Genomic DNA, 15,620 nt, shown 5'->3' on the forward strand with positions numbered 1-15,620 from the left:
CGGTCAGGCCGGGGCGTCGGGGATCCGGGCGTGCCGCAGCGGGGAGCAGGTGATCGCGACCGCCTGGCACACCAGACCCCCGACCGCGATCCACAGCGCCGCCCGGCTGCCCAGGGCGTCGGCCAGCACACCGCCCAGCGGCGCGCCGATCACGATCATGCCCCGGTTCAGCGACCGCATCGTCGCGTTCATCCTGCCCTGCAAGCGATCCGGCGTGACCGCCTGCCGGTAGCCCATCTCGGCGGGCCCGTCGAGGCCGATGGAGAAGCCGAAGAGGAACTGGGCGCCGCACAGCAGGACCAGGCCGACCGCGCCGGAGGTGGCCGACGGGATCAGCGCGTAGGCCGCGGGGGTGAGCCACCGGCCGACGACCATGATCGGGCCGGCGCCGAACCGGCGGGTGGCGGGCAGGGCGAGCGAGGCGCCGAGCACCCCGCCGACCCCGCCCAGCGCGTAGGTCGCGCCGAGCGCCACCGCGTCGAAGCCCAACCCGTCGAGCACGAAGTAGGTGGAGACGGTGCCGACCATGCCGGTGCACAGGAACCACGCGTGCGAGGTGATCGCCAGCGGCGCCAGCACCCGGTGCCGGTACACCCAGGAAAGTCCTTCGACCAGTTCGCGACGCAGGTGCCGGGACGGTGCCCGCCCGGTCCGCTCGGGGGTGCGCAGCCCGGCGAGCACCCGGCCGGAGATCAGGTAGGAGACCGCGTCGACCAGGATCGCCACCGGCGCGCCGACCGCGGCGACCAGCCAGCCGGCGATCAGCGGGCCCGCGGTCTGGGCCACCGACCGGGTCTGCTCCAGTCGCGCGTTGGCCTCGGTGAGCACCGCGGTGGGCACGAGGCTCGGCAGGAACGACTGGTGCGCGGCGTCGTGGACCAGCGACAGGGCACCGTAGGCCGCCACCAGGACGATCAGCACCGGCATGCCGAGCAGTCCGACGGCGGCCGACAGCGGGATCAGCCCGAGCAGCACGGCCCGGGCGAGATCCGCGCCGACCAGCACGGGCCGCCGCCGGTGCCGGTCCACCAGCACGCCGACGACCAGCCCGAACAGCAGGTACGGCAGCCACCGGGCGGCGCCGAGCACGCCCAACTCGGTGGCGGAAGCCCGCAGCTGCGTCACGGCCAGCACCTGGAGGGCCAACGTGGTCACGTAGGTGCCGACCAGCGACACCGAGTCGGCCGCCCAGAAGCGCACGAACTCGGGGTGGTCGAGCAGCCGAGCCCTGGTCACCCGACCGCCCCCCGTTCCGGTCCGACCGGGGGTCCCGGCGGCGTCACGCACGGAATCCTCACATCCGTGAAGCGCCCGCGGTGAGGGTGGTCGCTGCGGCGAACGGGTGACCAAACGATCCGCCCGGGGGTGGTGGCTTCTCGTCCACCTGGTAGAGCCGCCGGGGTGGGTCGTGCTCGTGGCGGGTGGAGAGCCGAGGCCAGCGGGTATCACGTCCGGTAGTGGAAGATCACTTCCGGTGATCATGGCCGGGCCGGGGTGGACGCGGGGGGAATCTTGAGCCGTTCGATACCGCGGCCGGCTCGCCCGTCCGGAGCAACGGACGGGGGTGTCGTGGCACCGGGAAGGGCTCGGGCACCTGCCACGGCACGTGCCACGTGCCCGAGCTGTCGATCTCCGCCTGACGAGTTCTACCTGGTCAGACCCAGCGCCCCCGGCAGGATTCGAACCTGCGACCTCGGGATTAGAAGTCCCTCGCTCTCTCCACTGAGCTACGGAGGCTGGAGGGGCGGTGACCACGCGCCGTAGCAGCGTAGCCGCCCCATCGGACACATCGTCCGAGAGACGCGGACCGTTTCCGTCCGGGCGCCCGATCGGGGATCAAGAGGGCCGAAAAGTGACCTGAATCACTCTTGAAGGGCGGTTGAACCGCGTTCAACCAGGTTTACGGCCACCCGGATCGGGTCGCCGGGTCTGCCTCCGTCGAGCAAACGGAGGGCGAGTTCACCCGCTCGCCGGCCCTTGTCGGTCAAAGGTTGACGGACGGTAGTCAACGGCGGATCGGCGTGCTCGGCGGCCGGCACGTCGTCGAAACCGATCACCGACACGTCGCGCGGCACGGTCAGGCCGAGGTCGCGGACCGCCTGCAACGCCCCGAAGGCCAGTTCGTCGGACGCGCACAGCAGCGCGGTCGGCCGGGGCGACCGGCCGAGCAGCTCGCGGGCGCCGGTGCGGGCCAGTTCGCGGCGGCTGCCGGAGCACTCCCACACGGGCGCGTCGCCGATCGCGGACAGGTAGCCCGTCAGCCGATCGCGGGTCACCCGGAAGGTGCCCCCGGCCAGGCGGGCCGCCGACACCAGCCCGGTGTGGCCGTCGGGGCGCAGCGGGAACGTCAGGACGCCGAACCGGGTGTGGCCCAGCCCCAGCAGGTGCTCGGCGGCCAACCGGGCGCCGCCCGCGTCGTCCACCTCCACGCGCGCCGTGCCCGGCAGCACGGGCTGGTCGACCACCACCATCGGCAGCCCGCGCGCCCGCACCGCCTCCAGCGCCGGGGCGTCGTCGGGCAGCGAGTACGCGACCACGACGTCCGCCTGCGCCCGTGCCACGGTCTCCGGCCGGGGACCGCCCCGGTCGCCGCCGGGCATCAGCACCAGGCAGTGGTCGTGGCCGTCGACGGTGGACGCGAGCCCGTCGAGCACGATCGACAGCGCCGGGTCGGAGAACGACGCCGAGAGCTGCTGGCCGAGCAGGAAGCCGACCGCCGCGCTGTGCCGGGTGGCGAGCGACCGGGCGACCGGGTCGGGCCCGGCGTACCCCAGGGTCGCGGCGGCGGCCAGGACGCGTTCGCGCAGCGCCGACGACAGCTGGTCCGGCCGGTTGTAGGCGTTGGAGACCGTCGCGCGCGACACCCCGACCGCGGCGGCCACGGTGTCGAGGGTGGGCTTGCGGGGACGGTCCACGTGAGCAGGTTAACCACGAACGCCCCTGGACGTTCTGAAGCGCTTCAGCGACACTCGACCGCATGCCGACCGCCCGCTTCGCCGTCTTCGTGGTGTTCCTGTTCAACGGGGCGGTTTTCGGCACGTGGGCGTCGCGGGTGCCGGCACTGGCCGCGCAGGTCGGCGCCTCCGAGGGCGTGCTCGGCCTGGCCCTGCTCGGCTCCAGCCTCGGCCTGGCCGTCACGGCCCCGTTCGCGGCACGGGCGTGCGCGGCGTTCGGCGCGCGCAACGTCATCCTCGCCAGCAGCGCGCTCAGCGTCGTGGTGCTGCCCGCGCTCGCGCTCACCGGCACCCCGCTCGCCCTCGGCGTGACGCTGTTCGGCCTCGGCGCGAGCATCGCCGCGCTGGACGTCTCGATGAACATCGCCGCGGTGACCGTGATCCGCAGCCTCGACCGACCGCTGATGTCCCAGTTCCACGCGGGTTTCAGCGTCGGCGGGCTGATCGGCTCGGTGGGCGCCGCGGTCGCCGCGTCGGCCGGCTGGACCCCGTTGCGGCACTTCCTGGTGGCCGGCGTGATCGGTTTGCTCGCGGTGGTCGCGATCGCCCGGTCCGTGCCCGGCGGTCGACCCGACACCCCCGTCCGCGACCAGGTCCACCGCCCGGTGCTGCGCCGTCCCGTGCTGTGGCTGCTCGCCGGCGTCGCGCTGTGCTCGGCCATCGCGGAGGGCGCGTCGGCCGACTGGTCCGCGCTGTTCTTCGTCCGCGAACGCGGCATGAGCGACGCCGCGGCGGCCGGCGCGTACGCGGGCTTCTCGATCGCGATGGCCGCCGCCCGGCTGCTCGGCGAGCCCGTGCAGCGCAAGCTCGGCCCGTACCGGCTGCTCGGCGCGGGCGCGGTGCTGGCCGCGGGCGGGCTCGCGCTGGCCGTGCTGGTGCCCTCGGCGGCGGTCGGCTACGCCGGGTTCGGGCTCGCGGGCCTCGGTCTGGCGTTCGGCTTCCCGGTGATCATGGACCTGGCGGGCGACGCGGGCAGGCGTGCCGACGGCACCGGCGGCGAACGCGAGATCGGCCTCGTGACGACCGTCGCCTACACCGGCTTCCTGGCCGGGCCGCCGATCGTCGGCGGCCTCGCGCACGCCAGCTCGCTCACCGCGTCCATGGGTTTCGTGGCCGTCGTCACGGCGCTGATCGTGCCTGCGGTCTACTTCACCGCGCGGGCCAGGCGACGAGAGCTCACGCGAGAGGCATCCGCGCCAGCGCGGCTTTGACCAGCGGCTGCATCGACGCCAGCACCTGGTCGGCGACACCGCCCTGCTGGGTCATCGCGACCAGCACGCTCCGGTTCTTGTTCACCGCCACGGTCGCCGTGCACGCCTGCTCGTTGCCGCTCAGGTCGCAGAACAGCCACGCCGAGTGCCCGTCGACGACCTCTTCGCGGCCCTTGGTCTGGCGGGCCCGGACCTGCTCGTACTGCTGGTAGAGCGCGGTCACCACGCTGCGGCCCGAGGACGTGCCGTCGTCCAGCACGTACTGGCACGACTCCTGGATCACGTCGTCCTTGCGCGCCGGCTCCTTGCGCAGCTTCCCGATCGGCTTGAGGTCGTCGGCGGTGAGCAGCCCGCACGGGTCGACGCCCGCGACCGTGCGCTGCTTCGCGATCCTGGGCGCGGCGCCCGGGTCCGCGCTGGAGGAGGTCACCGGCGCGACGGTCGGCAGGGGACCCGCCTCCGGCAGCGCGGTGCCGTTGACGGAGTAGGCGCAACCCGAGAGGACGGCCGCGGTCGAGGCCACCGCCAGCCACGTGCGAATGCGGGACACGGGGCGCAACGGTAGTGCGTGCGAACAGCGGTTGGTGACGCCAACACCCCTCCGCATAGGCTCGGGCGGTGTCCATCGAAGCGCCCACCCGCACCCAGCGCACCGGACTGGTCCCGCTGCTGGTCGTCGGCACGACGATCGCGGCCCTGCTCGCGGCGGGCCTGCTGGCCCTGACCGGGGCCGGCGGCTCCGGGCTCATCGTGGTGCGGGTGCTGACCGAGTCGGCCGCGGTGGTGACCATCGGGTCACTGCTGATGGCCGCGTTCCTCACCCCGCCCCAGCCCGGCGGCAGACTCGCCGCCGACGGCTACGCGGCGCTGCGCACGGCCGCCGGTGGCGCGCTCGTGTGGACGCTGGGCGCGGTCCTGGAGGTGCCGTTCACGGTCGCCGACGCGCTCGACCAGCCGGTGGGGCGGCTGCTGGACCCGTCGGTGCTGTTCCAGGTCGCCGGACTGGTCGAGCAGGCCAAGGCCTGGATGGTGACGGCGGTGGTCGTGGCGCTGCTGGCGCTGGGCTGCCGGCTGGTGCTGTCCTGGGGGTGGACCACCGCGCTGTTCCTGCTGTCGGTGTTCGCCCTGGTGCCGGTCGCGGTGACCGGGCACTCCTCGGGCGGCGGCTCGCACGACGTGGCGACCAACAGCCTGCTGTTCCACCTGGTCGCGGCGGCGCTGTGGGTGGGCGGGCTGATCGCGCTGCTCGCGCACGGCAGGCGGGGCGGCGCGCACCTCGGGCTCGCCGCGTCCCGGTTCTCCGCGCTGGCGCTGGGCTGCTGGGTCGTGATGGCGGTGTCCGGCGTGGTCAACGCCTACGTGCGACTGCCCCTGGACCAGTTGTTCACCAGCGACTACGGCCTGCTCGTGCTGGCCAAGACGGCGGCCCTGCTGGTGCTGGGCGTGTTCGGCTACTTCCAGCGCCGCAAGGGCGTGCGCGGTGTGGTCGAACAGGGCTCCAAGCGCGCGCTGCTGAAGCTCGCGGGCGTCGAGGTGCTGGTCATGTTCCTCACCATCGGCGTCGCGGCCGCGTTGGCGCGCACCCCACCGCCGGCCGAGGGGCGCGTGCTGCCGAGCACGGTGGAGTTGCGCATCGGCTACGACCTGGCCGGCGCGCCCACGTTGTCCCGGCTGCTGTTCGACTGGCGGTTCGACCTGGTCTTCGGCACCGCCGCGCTCGCGCTGGCCCTGGTGTACCTGCTGGGCGTGCGGCGGTTGCGCAAGCGCGGTGACGCGTGGCCGGTGGGTCGCACGATCGCGTGGCTCGCCGGGTGCCTCGTGGTGCTGGTGGCCACGTCCTCGGGCATCGGCCGGTACGCGCCCGCGATGTTCTCCGTGCACATGGAAGCGCACATGCTGCTGTCCATGCTCGCGCCGATCCTGCTGGTGCTGGGCGGTCCGGTGACGCTGGCGCTGCGCGCGCTCCCCGTCGCGGGCAAGGACAACCCGTCCGGACCGCGCGAGTGGCTGCTGGCGTTCGTGCACTCGCCGGTGGCGCGGGTGCTGACGAACCCCGTGGTGGCGCTGGTGCTGTTCGTCGGCTCGTTCTACGGGCTGTACTTCTCGGGCCTGTTCGACTGGGCGCTGGACCTGCACTGGGCGCACCTGGCGATGAACGCGCACTTCCTGCTCGTCGGGTACGCCTTCTACTGGCCGGTGATCGGGATCGACCCCGCGCCGAACCGGTTGCCGCCGCTGGGCAGGCTCGGGCTGCTGTTCGCCTCGATCCCGTTCCACGCGTTCTTCGGCATCGCCCTGATGAGCTCGCAGACCGTGATCGGCGAGAACTTCTACCGCTCGCTCGCGCTGCCGTGGGTGTCCTCGCGGCTGGAGGAGCAGCGGCTGGGCGGCGGCATCGCGTGGGCGGCGGGCGAGGTGCCGCTGCTGGTGGTGATGGTGGCGCTGCTCGTGCAGTGGGCCCGGCAGGACGACCGCGACGCCCGCCGGTCGGACCGGCGGGCGGAGGCGGACGGCGACGCGGACCTGGCCGCGTACAACGCCATGCTGAAGAAGATGTCGGGCGAGGGCTAGGAGAGCGGGCGGCGGAAGCCGCGGATGGCCAGTGCGCCGCCGACTGCGGCCAGCGCGGCGCTGGCGACCAGCGCGCCGACCACGCCGGTGACCGGCTGGGCCAGTGCCAGCGACCGGGCCGCGTTCACCGCGTAGGTCAGCGGGTTGACCTCGGCGACCGCGCGCAGCCACGCCGGCAGACCCGCCACCGGCACGTAGGCGCTGGAGGCGAACATCAGCGGGAACATGGCCAGGAAGCCGACCGTCTGCATCATCTCCGCGTTGCGCAGCCACGCCGCGATGGCCAGGAAGATCCAGCCGAGACCCCAGCCGACGACCAGTGCCAGCGCCAGCGCGGCGAGCGTGCCGAGGACCCCGCCCGCCGGCGCGAAGCCGAAGATCGTGACCGCGAACAGCAGCATCAGCACCAGTTGCGCGGTGGTGCGGACGAGGTCGGACAGGCTGCGCGCGACGAGCACCGAGCCGAGCCGGATCGGCAGCGAGCGGAACCGGGCCAGCACGCCGTTCTTCATGTCGGTGATCAGGCCGATGCCCGCCTGGAGCGCGGACTGCATCGCGGTGTTCACCAGGATCGCGGGCATCAGGTAGTCGATGTACCGGACGCCGCTCGGGAAGCCGGGCGTGTTCGCCATGCTCGCGAAGATCTGGCTGAACAGGGTCAGCATCACCAGCGGTTGCAGCAGGCTCAGGAAGATCATCCGGGGGTCGCCGACCAGGCTCCGCAGCGATCTGCCGGTCAGCACCGCGACCTGGGTCGCGAAGTCGGTGCCGCGCCAGCGGGGCGCGGTGGTCAAGGTGGTCACGCCGGTGGTCATGTCGGTGGTCCCTTCAGGCCGCGTGCCGGGAGAGGGTGAGGTAGACGTCGTCCAGCGTGGGTTCGGCCAGCGCCAGCTCGGCCGCCTCCAGACCCACCTCGTCCAGCGCGCGGACCACGACGGCCAGTTCGCGCGAGGAGGTCACCGGCGCGGTGAGCGCGACGCCCGCGGCGACCGGGTGCAGACCGGCGCGTTCCAGCGCGAGCGAGGCCGCGGGCACGTCGTCCGCGCGGCCCAGCGTCACCGTGACGGTGCGCCTGCCGACCTGGGCCTTGAGCTCCGCGCTGGTGCCCGAGGCGACGACGCGTCCCGCGGACAGCACGGTGATCGAGTCGGCCAGCCGGTCGGCCTCGTCCAGGTACTGGGTGGTGAGCAGGACCGTGGTGCCGTCGGCGACCAGGTTCTCCACGATCTCCCACAGGCCGAGCCTGCTCGCCGGGTCCAGGCCGGTGGTCGGCTCGTCCAGGAAGATCACCTCGGGGTGGCCGACCAGGCTCGCGGCGAGGTCGAGCCGGCGGCGCATGCCGCCCGAGTAGGTCCGCGAGGCGCGCCTGGCCGCGTCGCCGAGACCGAACACGTCCAGCAGCTCGGTCGCCCTGGCCCTGGCCTCCTTCGGGCTCGCGCCGAGCAGCCGGGCGATGAGCACGAGGTTGTCGTGGCCGGACAGGCCCTCGTCCACGGCCGCGAACTGGCCGGTGAGGCCGATCCGGCTGCGCACCTGGTGCGCCTGGGCCACGACGTCGAAGCCCGCGACCGAGGCCTGCCCGCGGTCGGGCGGCAGCATCGTGGTGAGCACGTTGACGAGCGTGGTCTTGCCGGCGCCGTTGTGGCCGAGCAGGCCCAGCACGGTGCCCCGCGGCACGGCGACGCCCACGCCGTCCAGGGCCTTCTGCGCGCCGAACGCCTTGTGCACGTCGGTCGCCTCGATCATGAGGTCGGTCATCGGTCCTCTCCCCTCAGCACACCGTGCAGGAACACCTCGACGAGCCCGTCGACGTCGGCCGCCGACTCGCCGAAGCCCTCGCCCTGCATCCGGTTGGTGAACACGAGTCCGAGCAGCAGTCGGGCGGCGAGGTGGGGGTCCACCCGCAGGTCGGCCTCGTCCGGCTCGAACAGCGCCGCGACGTGCTCGGTGATCAGTCGCATCTCGACCGGCGGGCCCTTGTGCTCCTTGCGGCGGCCCTCGTTCGGGTCGAAGCCCGAGTCGCGCAGCACGCCCATGAGCTGCCACATGCGGTCCAGGTAGCCGGTGACCGCGCCGATCGCCTCCGTGACGCGCGCGGCCACCGTGGTCGCCCGGCGGGCGTCGGTCAGCAGGTCCAGCTCGGTGTCGACGCCGAGCACGGACCGGACGCAGGTGTCGATCAGTTCGCGCTTGTCCTTGAACGCCCGGAAGACGGTGCCCTCGGCGATGCCGGCGGCCTGCGCGATCTGGCTGGTGGTGACGTTGGCGCCGTGCGCGAGCAGCAGCGGGACGGTGGCCGTGACGATCGCCTCGCGGCGGTCCTCGACGCTCATCGCCGGTGCTCGTCTGCGGCGTGGTGCGGTCTCTCCGGGCATGGCCAGAGCGTATGAGTGAGTTCTCACTCATGTCAACGAGTGAGCACTCACTCATTCGAGTTGTGCACAGGGTGCCGAGTTGTCCACAGTTCGCGGAAGTCCGCTTTCGCAGGTCCGCCCACCCCGGCAACCTGGTCGCATGGCATACAACGAGACGCGGATCACCCTGGTCGGGGTGGTCGCGGGCAAGGTCGCTCACTCGACGGTCGGGACGGGGTTCAGTCGCGCCAGGTTCCGGATGCACACCACCGAACGGCGGTTCGACCGGGAGACGGGCGGGTGGGTCGCGGGCGCGTCCATGTTCCTGACCGTGACGTGCTGGCGGCAGCTGGCGGACAACGTGCACCGGTCGCTGGGCAAGGGCGACCCGGTGATGGTCGCGGGGATCCTGCGGGTGAACGACCGCGGTCCGGAGGGCGGCGGCAAGCACATCGACGTCGAGGCGGGCGCGGTCGGGCCCAACCTGCTGTGGTGCACCGCCCAGCCGGTGCCCGTCCACCCCGATCCGGGCGGTCCCCGGATCGTCGCACCCCGCACCGAGGAGGACGCCCTCGTCGGTGACGCGGAGCAATCCGAAGAGCTGAAAGAAGTTCCGTTCTGATCCGATCGGGGCATCCGGCCCGGGAGCGTGGTCCACAGGCGGGTCCGTCGCGCAGAATGCGCGCGAGCCGCCGTCACTAGTCGCAGGGGAGGGAGGTCGTGGGGCGCCGGGGCGCGCGCCGCGGACGGAGGGGCAGGACTCGACACGGCGGTGGGAGCCGCACGCGTCAGGACTCGCTGGTCACGCGAGTCGGGAAGCCTTGCCTACCGCCGGGGTGATTGCCCGATCGGCACCGCTCTACGATCGCGGGCATGGCCGAGTTCATCTACACCATGAAGAAGGTGCGCAAGGCGCACGGGGACAAGGTCATCCTCGATGACGTCACGATCATGTTCCTCCCCGGTGCGAAGATCGGCGTTGTCGGTCCGAACGGCGCCGGTAAGTCGAGCGTGCTCAAGATCATGGCCGGCCTGGACACCCCGGGCAACGGCGAGGCCTACCTCTCGCCGGGCTACAGCGTGGGCATCCTCCAACAGGAGCCCCCGCTCAACGAGGAGAAGACCGTTCTCGGCAACGTCCAGGAGGGCCTGGGCGAGATCAAGGTGAAGCTGGACCGCTTCAACGAGATCGCCGAGAAGTTGGGCGTCGACTACTCCGACGAGCTGATGGACGAGATGGGGACGCTCCAGGAGGAGCTCGACCACGCGAACGCGTGGGACCTCGACTCCCAGCTCGAGCAGGCCATGGACGCCCTCCGCTGCCCTCCGCCCGACGCCGACGTCACGAAGCTGTCCGGTGGTGAGCGCCGCCGGGTCGCGCTGTGCAAGCTGCTGCTGAGCAAGCCCGACCTGCTGCTGCTGGACGAGCCCACCAACCACCTGGACGCCGAGAGCGTGCTGTGGCTGGAGCAGCACCTCGCGCAGTACCCGGGCGCCGTCCTCGCCGTGACCCACGACCGGTACTTCCTGGACAACCTCGCCGAGTGGATCCTGGAGCTGGACCGCGGCAAGGCCCACCCCTACGAGGGCAACTACTCGACCTACCTGGAGAAGAAGGCCGAGCGACTGGCCGTCCAGGGGAAGAAGGACCAGAAGCTCCAGAAGCGCCTCAAGGACGAGCTGGACTGGGTCCGGTCCGGCGCGAAGGCACGCCAGGCCAAGTCCAAGGCCCGCCTCGACCGGTACGAGGAGATGGCCGCGGAGGCGGAGAAGACCCGCAAGCTGGACTTCGAGGAGATCCAGATCCCGCCGGGTCCGCGCCTGGGCAGCGTGGTGGTCGAGACCGAGAAGCTGAAGAAGGGCTTCGGCGACCGGGTGCTGATCGACAACCTGTCGTTCAGCCTGCCGCGCAACGGCATCGTCGGCGTCATCGGCCCGAACGGCGTCGGCAAGACGACGCTGTTCAAGACCATCGTGGGCCTGGAGAAGCCGGACGCGGGCGTGGTGAAGGTCGGTGAGACGGTCAAGCTCTCGTACGTCGACCAGAACCGCGCGGGCATCGACCCGAAGAAGAACGTGTGGGAGGTCGTGTCCGACGGGCTCGACTACATCCACGTGGGCAGCGTCGAAATGCCGTCACGCGCCTACGTCAGCGCGTTCGGCTTCAAGGGTCCGGACCAGCAGAAGCCGGCGGGCGTGCTCTCCGGTGGCGAGCGCAACCGGCTCAACCTGGCGCTGACCCTCAAGCAGGGCGGCAACCTGATCCTGCTGGACGAGCCGACGAACGACCTGGACGTGGAAACCCTCGGCTCGATGGAGAACGCGCTCGAGCAGTTCCCCGGTTGCGCCGTGGTCATCTCGCACGACCGGTGGTTCCTCGACCGCGTCGCCACCCACATCCTCGCGTGGGAGGGCACGGACGAGAACCCGTCCCAGTGGTACTGGTTCGAGGGCAACTTCGAGGGTTACGAGAAGAACAAGGTGGAGCGCCTGGGCGCGGAGGCGGCGCGTCCGCATCGGGTCACCTATCGCAAGTTGACCCGAGACTGAGCCCGGCCACCGTGGCGGCGAGGGGCGAGGCGCAGGCGGACGTCGAGGTGAGCACGCTGGTCGTGCCCGCCTGGCAGCTGCGTTGGCGGGCACCGGAGCTCGCCCTGGTACTGGGCGAGCGTGCCGTCGCCCTCGCCTCCGCCCGTCGCGACGAGGTGGACCGGTTGCGCGCGGAGGCCCTCGTGGTCTTCGCGAGCAACCGGATGGGCCGCGGCGTGCGGGTCGCCGACCGGGCGCTGGACGCCCTGAAGGCGGCCGAGGCCGCGGGGGAGCAGGACACCGCCTGGCGGCTGCGGGTCGAACTGGCCGACAGCGCGCGGTCGGTGGGCGCACCGCTCACCGGCTTCGCCGCGGTCCGCCCGGTGCTGGAGGCCGACGGGGTGCCGCCGGCGCTGCGCGCGGCGGCGCTCGTGCAGGCCAGCCAGTGCCTGGTGACCATCGGCCGCGGCGCGGCGCTGGCCGACGCGCTCGAGGAGGCCGACCGGCTCTACGCGGCCGACCGGGACACCGAGCCCGACGCCACGATCCTGTCCCGGTGCGCGCTCCGCGCGGCGGCCGCCGCCCAGCACCGCCGCTGGGGCGACCTGGACGCGGCGGTGGCCACGGGTCGGGAAGGGCTCGAGCTCCTCGCCGGCCTGAGCGACCCGTCCGCCGACAACGACCAGGTCCGCGCCAGGCTCACGCTGGAACTGGCGTGCGCCCTGATGGACTCGGACCACCTGGCCGAAGCCTCCGAACTGGGCACCCCGCTGCTCGAACGCCCGGTCCGCGCGCCGTCCGCGGCCACCCTGGGGTGGCTGCGGCTCGCGCTGGCGACCCGCGTGCACCTCCCGGCAGGGCGGGTCGACCAGGCCCGCGGCCTGCTCCGGGACGCCGCGCACAGCGCGGAACGCCATCAGCTGGACACCCTGTTGGCGGAAAGCCTGCTGGCACTCGCGCACGTGCACGAGGTGTCCGGCGAACTGGCCGAGGCACTGGCCAACCTGCGGTCCGCGCACGCCGCCGAACGCCGTCGCGCCCGCGCCGTCTACGCCGTGCGCGCGAGGCTGGCCGCGGAGTTCTCCGGCGTCCACCGCAGACCCACCGCCCTGCACGACCAACTGGCGTCCCTGCTGCGCCCGGACAAGGCCACCGCCGCCCGGGACACCCCGGACCCGGCCCTGACCCCGGAGCTGAAGCAGCAGCTCCGCCAGTGGCGCCCCGCCCAGGCCCACCGCCCGGACGCGTTGCGCGCCAAGCGCTCCCGCCGCGCGGCGGAGGACATGACGGTGGAGGGCATCTCCGCCGCCAGAGCCCACGCCGCCGACCGCTGGCGGCTCGTCCAACCCTTCGGCGACCACCCCTCCGAGCCCACCGGAGGCCGCCGCCGAGCACCGGACCCCACCCCGCCGCCCGAGGCCGTGGCCGGTGTCGACGGCGTGGACCGCACCGCCTCGTCGCCCGAGGCCGCGACCGGTGTCGACGGTCTGGACCGCACCGCCCCGTCGCCCGAGGCCGCGACGGGCACCGAGCGCCTGGACCGGACCGCCCTGCCACCGTCGCAGCGCACCCTCTCCGCGGCCTTGACGGACCTCCCCACCACGCCCGGCCGGCCGGAGCAGCCGCACCTCCCGCACGCCGCCGCTGCCCACCCGACCCCGCCGAACGCCGTGCCACCGCGGCCGAACCCCGGCCCCGAGCCGGCGGCAGGCGCTCCCACCCCGGCTCCGGCACCCCCGCCACCCACCGCGCCCCAGCACGGCGGAGCCGAACAGGCGCCCCCGGCCCGGCCCGCGTTCCCCTTTGTCGGCCACCAGACCGCGCCCGGCCGCCCCGCCGCGTCCCCGGCCCACCCCACGCCGGACGCCGTCGCGTACCGCCGAGCGGTGGCCGAGCAGTCCTCCGCCGGGCCTTCGGCGAAGCCGCCGGCATCGAGGCACGTCTCGGGGCGGTCGCCCGCCGAACCCCCCGCGACCCGGGCGGAGACCCGGTCACCGGCCCTGCCGACGTTGCCGGACGTCGGTTCCGCGTTCGCGTCCCACCGCGCGGAGCCCGACCACGCGGAGCCGATCTCCACCCCCGCGGCCGAGGTCCCGCAGCCCGATCTCGAGCCGGACCCCGGCTACCGGTCCCCGTTCGCTTCGCACCGGTCCGACGCGGCGGTGCCGCCCCTCACGTTCCCCGGCGACGACGTCGCCGAGCACGTCGCGAACGCGGAAGTCGTTGCGGCCCAAGGGGAAACCTCGAGCTGGGCGGGTACTCCCGACGTCGGACCCGCCGCGCCGGCCGGGAAGCCGGACGTCGCGCGGGTGGAGTCGTTGCCCGCGCAGGAGAAGCACCGGGGAGCCGAGGAGCGGTCCGCCGACGCCGCCCACGGCGCGGAAGGCACGGGCCTGCGCGGGTCGGCCGGTCTCGGACTCGATCTCGGCACGCGCTCGCGGGCCGAGTCGCCCGAGGAGCGCACGGTTCCCGTCGCCGGTCTCATCGCGGCGGCCGGCGCGGCGCGCAGCGGACGTCGCCGGGCCGCCCGCGAGGCCGCCGAGGAGGTGCCGGTAGCCCCACCGCCGCCACCCGAGGCGCCCGAGGCGGACAGCGGCGGCGTGCTCGAATCGCTGAAGGCAGCCGGCCTGCTCGCCTCACAACGCGCCGGCGGCCGCCGACGCCGAGCCCCGGAACCCGAGCCCGAAACCCCGCTGCCGGCCGTACCCGGCCCCACCACACCGGGTGTCGCGGTGCCCGCCGCCGACGCCTCCGGCCCCGCCACGCCGGGCGCGGACACGCACGGTCCCGCCGTGCCCGGTGCCTATCCGCGCGATCCCGCCGCGCCAGGTGTGCACACCCCTGGTCCCACCGCGGCCGGTGCCCACGAACGTGGTCCCGCCGTGCCGCGTGCGGACGCGCTCGGTTCCGCCGGGGCAGGTGCCTTCGCGCCCGGTCCCGTGACACCGCCCGAGGACGCACTCGGTCCCACTGCGGCCGATCGCTCCGCGCGCGGTCCCGCGACGCCTGGTGCGGGCGCACCGAGTCCCGGTGCCGCCGGCGCCTACGTCCCCGATTCCGCCGCACCCGGTGCCCACGCGTCCGGCCCCGGTGCCGACCTCTCCGGTCTCGCCGGGTCCGAGGTCGACGCGCGAGGTCCCGCCAGGTCCGAGGTCCCGGTGTCCGCCGAACCGGTGTCGGTGGAACCGGCGGCTGGGGAACCGCGGGGAACGGACCCGGGAGTCGGCGAGCCGGCGCCCTTCGAGCCGGCGGGCGTCGGACCGGTGGCCGTGCCGCCGGAAGCGAAACCCGAGACCGGGCCGGTCGTGTCGGATGTCCCGTCGTGGCGGGTGGAGGCGCCCGCGAGGGTGAAGGCCGAAGCCTCGGACTCGCGGCGGGTCGACATGTTCGACTCGCCGACCATGATCCAGCCTCCGGTACGGCCGGACGAGTTCCCGCCCGACCCGCCGTCGGGCCTGGGCGCGGCGTTCGGCAAAGGGCCGCTGATCCCGACCGCGCGCACCCCCGAGTCGACCAGGACCGACCTGCCGTCGTGGGACATCGCCTCCCGCCACGACCTCGACAGCCAGCCGGGTTTCGACGCCTCCGCGCCGCCCGAGTCCTCGACGTGGTCCGCCGCGGCGCCGACCGTGCCACCGGACCCTCCGACATGGTCGGCGGGGTCGACCCCCGAACCGGCCAGGGCGGCGGAGTCTTCGACCTGGTCGACCGCCGAACCAGTCGGGTTGTCGGAGTCGTCGGGGTGGTCGCCCACCGAATCGACCGGCGCGTCGGAGCCTTCCGGCTGGTCGGCCGCCGAATCGGCTGCGCCGTCCGGCACCCCGACCTGGTCTGCCGGCGAATCGGCCAGGGCGCCTGAAGCCTCGACGTGGTCGGCCGCGGAAGCCGCCGTGCCACCGGACTCCTCGACGTGGTCGGCCGCGGAAGCCGCCGTGCCACCGGACTCCTCGACGTGGTCGGCCGCGGAAGCCGCCGTGCCACCGGACTCCTCGACGTGGACG

Annotated in this window: 11 protein-coding genes and 1 tRNA gene; 5 read left to right on the plus strand and 7 right to left on the minus strand. The window is 73.6% G+C overall.

Annotation, left to right across the window (positions count from 1 at the left end):
• Window positions 1-3 precede the first annotated feature (3 nt).
• The 3 genes from AB0G50_RS01170 to AB0G50_RS01180 form a co-directional block, all read right to left on the minus strand.
• Window positions 4-1,236, minus strand: a complete 1,233-nt coding sequence (locus AB0G50_RS01170) for an MFS transporter (protein ID WP_360100688.1) — start codon at window positions 1,234-1,236, stop codon at window positions 4-6.
• 428 nt (window positions 1,237-1,664) lie between these two features.
• Window positions 1,665-1,737, minus strand: a tRNA-Arg gene (locus AB0G50_RS01175).
• Window positions 1,738-1,862: 125 nt separating this feature from the next.
• The gene (locus AB0G50_RS01180) at window positions 1,863-2,915 is read right to left on the minus strand and encodes a LacI family DNA-binding transcriptional regulator (protein WP_360100691.1); all 1,053 of its coding nucleotides are present in this window, start codon (window positions 2,913-2,915) and stop codon (window positions 1,863-1,865) included.
• A 62-nt stretch (window positions 2,916-2,977) separates the two neighbouring features.
• Here AB0G50_RS01180 and AB0G50_RS01185 point away from each other — a divergent pair, with 62 nt between their 5' ends.
• Window positions 2,978-4,165 carry an MFS transporter gene (locus tag AB0G50_RS01185; RefSeq protein WP_360100694.1) on the plus strand — a complete coding sequence of 396 codons (1,188 nt, stop codon included), beginning with the start codon at window positions 2,978-2,980 and terminating at the stop codon, window positions 4,163-4,165.
• Here the strand turns inward: AB0G50_RS01185 and AB0G50_RS01190 are convergent.
• Entirely contained in the window at window positions 4,131-4,715 is a 585-nt protein-coding gene (locus tag AB0G50_RS01190) for a DUF3558 domain-containing protein (protein WP_360100697.1), read from the minus strand. The genes AB0G50_RS01185 and AB0G50_RS01190 overlap by 35 nt on opposite strands.
• A gap of 68 nt (window positions 4,716-4,783) precedes the next feature.
• On the opposite strand from AB0G50_RS01190, the gene AB0G50_RS01195 reads away from it, so the two are divergent.
• On the plus strand, window positions 4,784-6,736 hold the full coding sequence (locus tag AB0G50_RS01195) for a cytochrome c oxidase assembly protein (protein ID WP_360100700.1): 1,953 nt from the start codon (window positions 4,784-4,786) through the stop codon (window positions 6,734-6,736).
• On the opposite strand, the gene AB0G50_RS01200 is transcribed toward AB0G50_RS01195, so the two are convergent.
• The 3 genes from AB0G50_RS01200 to AB0G50_RS01210 are packed head-to-tail and all read right to left on the minus strand — an operon-like array spanning window position 6,733 to window position 9,069.
• Window positions 6,733-7,551, minus strand: a complete 819-nt coding sequence (locus tag AB0G50_RS01200; protein ID WP_360100703.1) for an ABC transporter permease — start codon at window positions 7,549-7,551, stop codon at window positions 6,733-6,735. The two genes, AB0G50_RS01195 and AB0G50_RS01200, sit on opposite strands and share 4 nt — an antisense overlap.
• 13 nt (window positions 7,552-7,564) lie before the next feature.
• Window positions 7,565-8,494 carry an ATP-binding cassette domain-containing protein gene (locus tag AB0G50_RS01205; protein ID WP_360100706.1) on the minus strand — a complete coding sequence of 310 codons (930 nt, stop codon included), beginning with the start codon at window positions 8,492-8,494 and terminating at the stop codon, window positions 7,565-7,567.
• Window positions 8,491-9,069, minus strand: coding sequence for a TetR/AcrR family transcriptional regulator (locus tag AB0G50_RS01210; RefSeq protein ID WP_360100709.1), 579 nt, complete (start codon window positions 9,067-9,069; stop codon window positions 8,491-8,493). The genes AB0G50_RS01205 and AB0G50_RS01210 overlap by 4 nt, the downstream gene beginning before the upstream one ends.
• 181 nt (window positions 9,070-9,250) lie before the next feature.
• On the opposite strand from AB0G50_RS01210, the gene AB0G50_RS01215 reads away from it, so the two are divergent.
• The 3 genes from AB0G50_RS01215 to AB0G50_RS01225 all read left to right on the plus strand — a co-directional run.
• Complete coding sequence (locus AB0G50_RS01215) at window positions 9,251-9,712, plus strand: single-stranded DNA-binding protein (protein WP_360100712.1); 462 nt, start codon at window positions 9,251-9,253, stop codon at window positions 9,710-9,712.
• Between the two features lie 251 nt (window positions 9,713-9,963).
• Complete coding sequence (gene ettA, locus AB0G50_RS01220) at window positions 9,964-11,640, plus strand: energy-dependent translational throttle protein EttA (protein WP_360100715.1); 1,677 nt, start codon at window positions 9,964-9,966, stop codon at window positions 11,638-11,640.
• Between the two features lie 11 nt (window positions 11,641-11,651).
• Window positions 11,652-15,620, plus strand: a 3,969-nt coding sequence (locus AB0G50_RS01225) for a hypothetical protein (RefSeq protein WP_360100718.1), incomplete at its 3' end; no start/stop codon positions are given.

Source organism: Actinosynnema sp. NPDC020468 (genome assembly GCF_040642015.1).
In the GTDB taxonomy this organism is placed as follows: domain Bacteria; phylum Actinomycetota; class Actinomycetes; order Mycobacteriales; family Pseudonocardiaceae; genus Actinosynnema.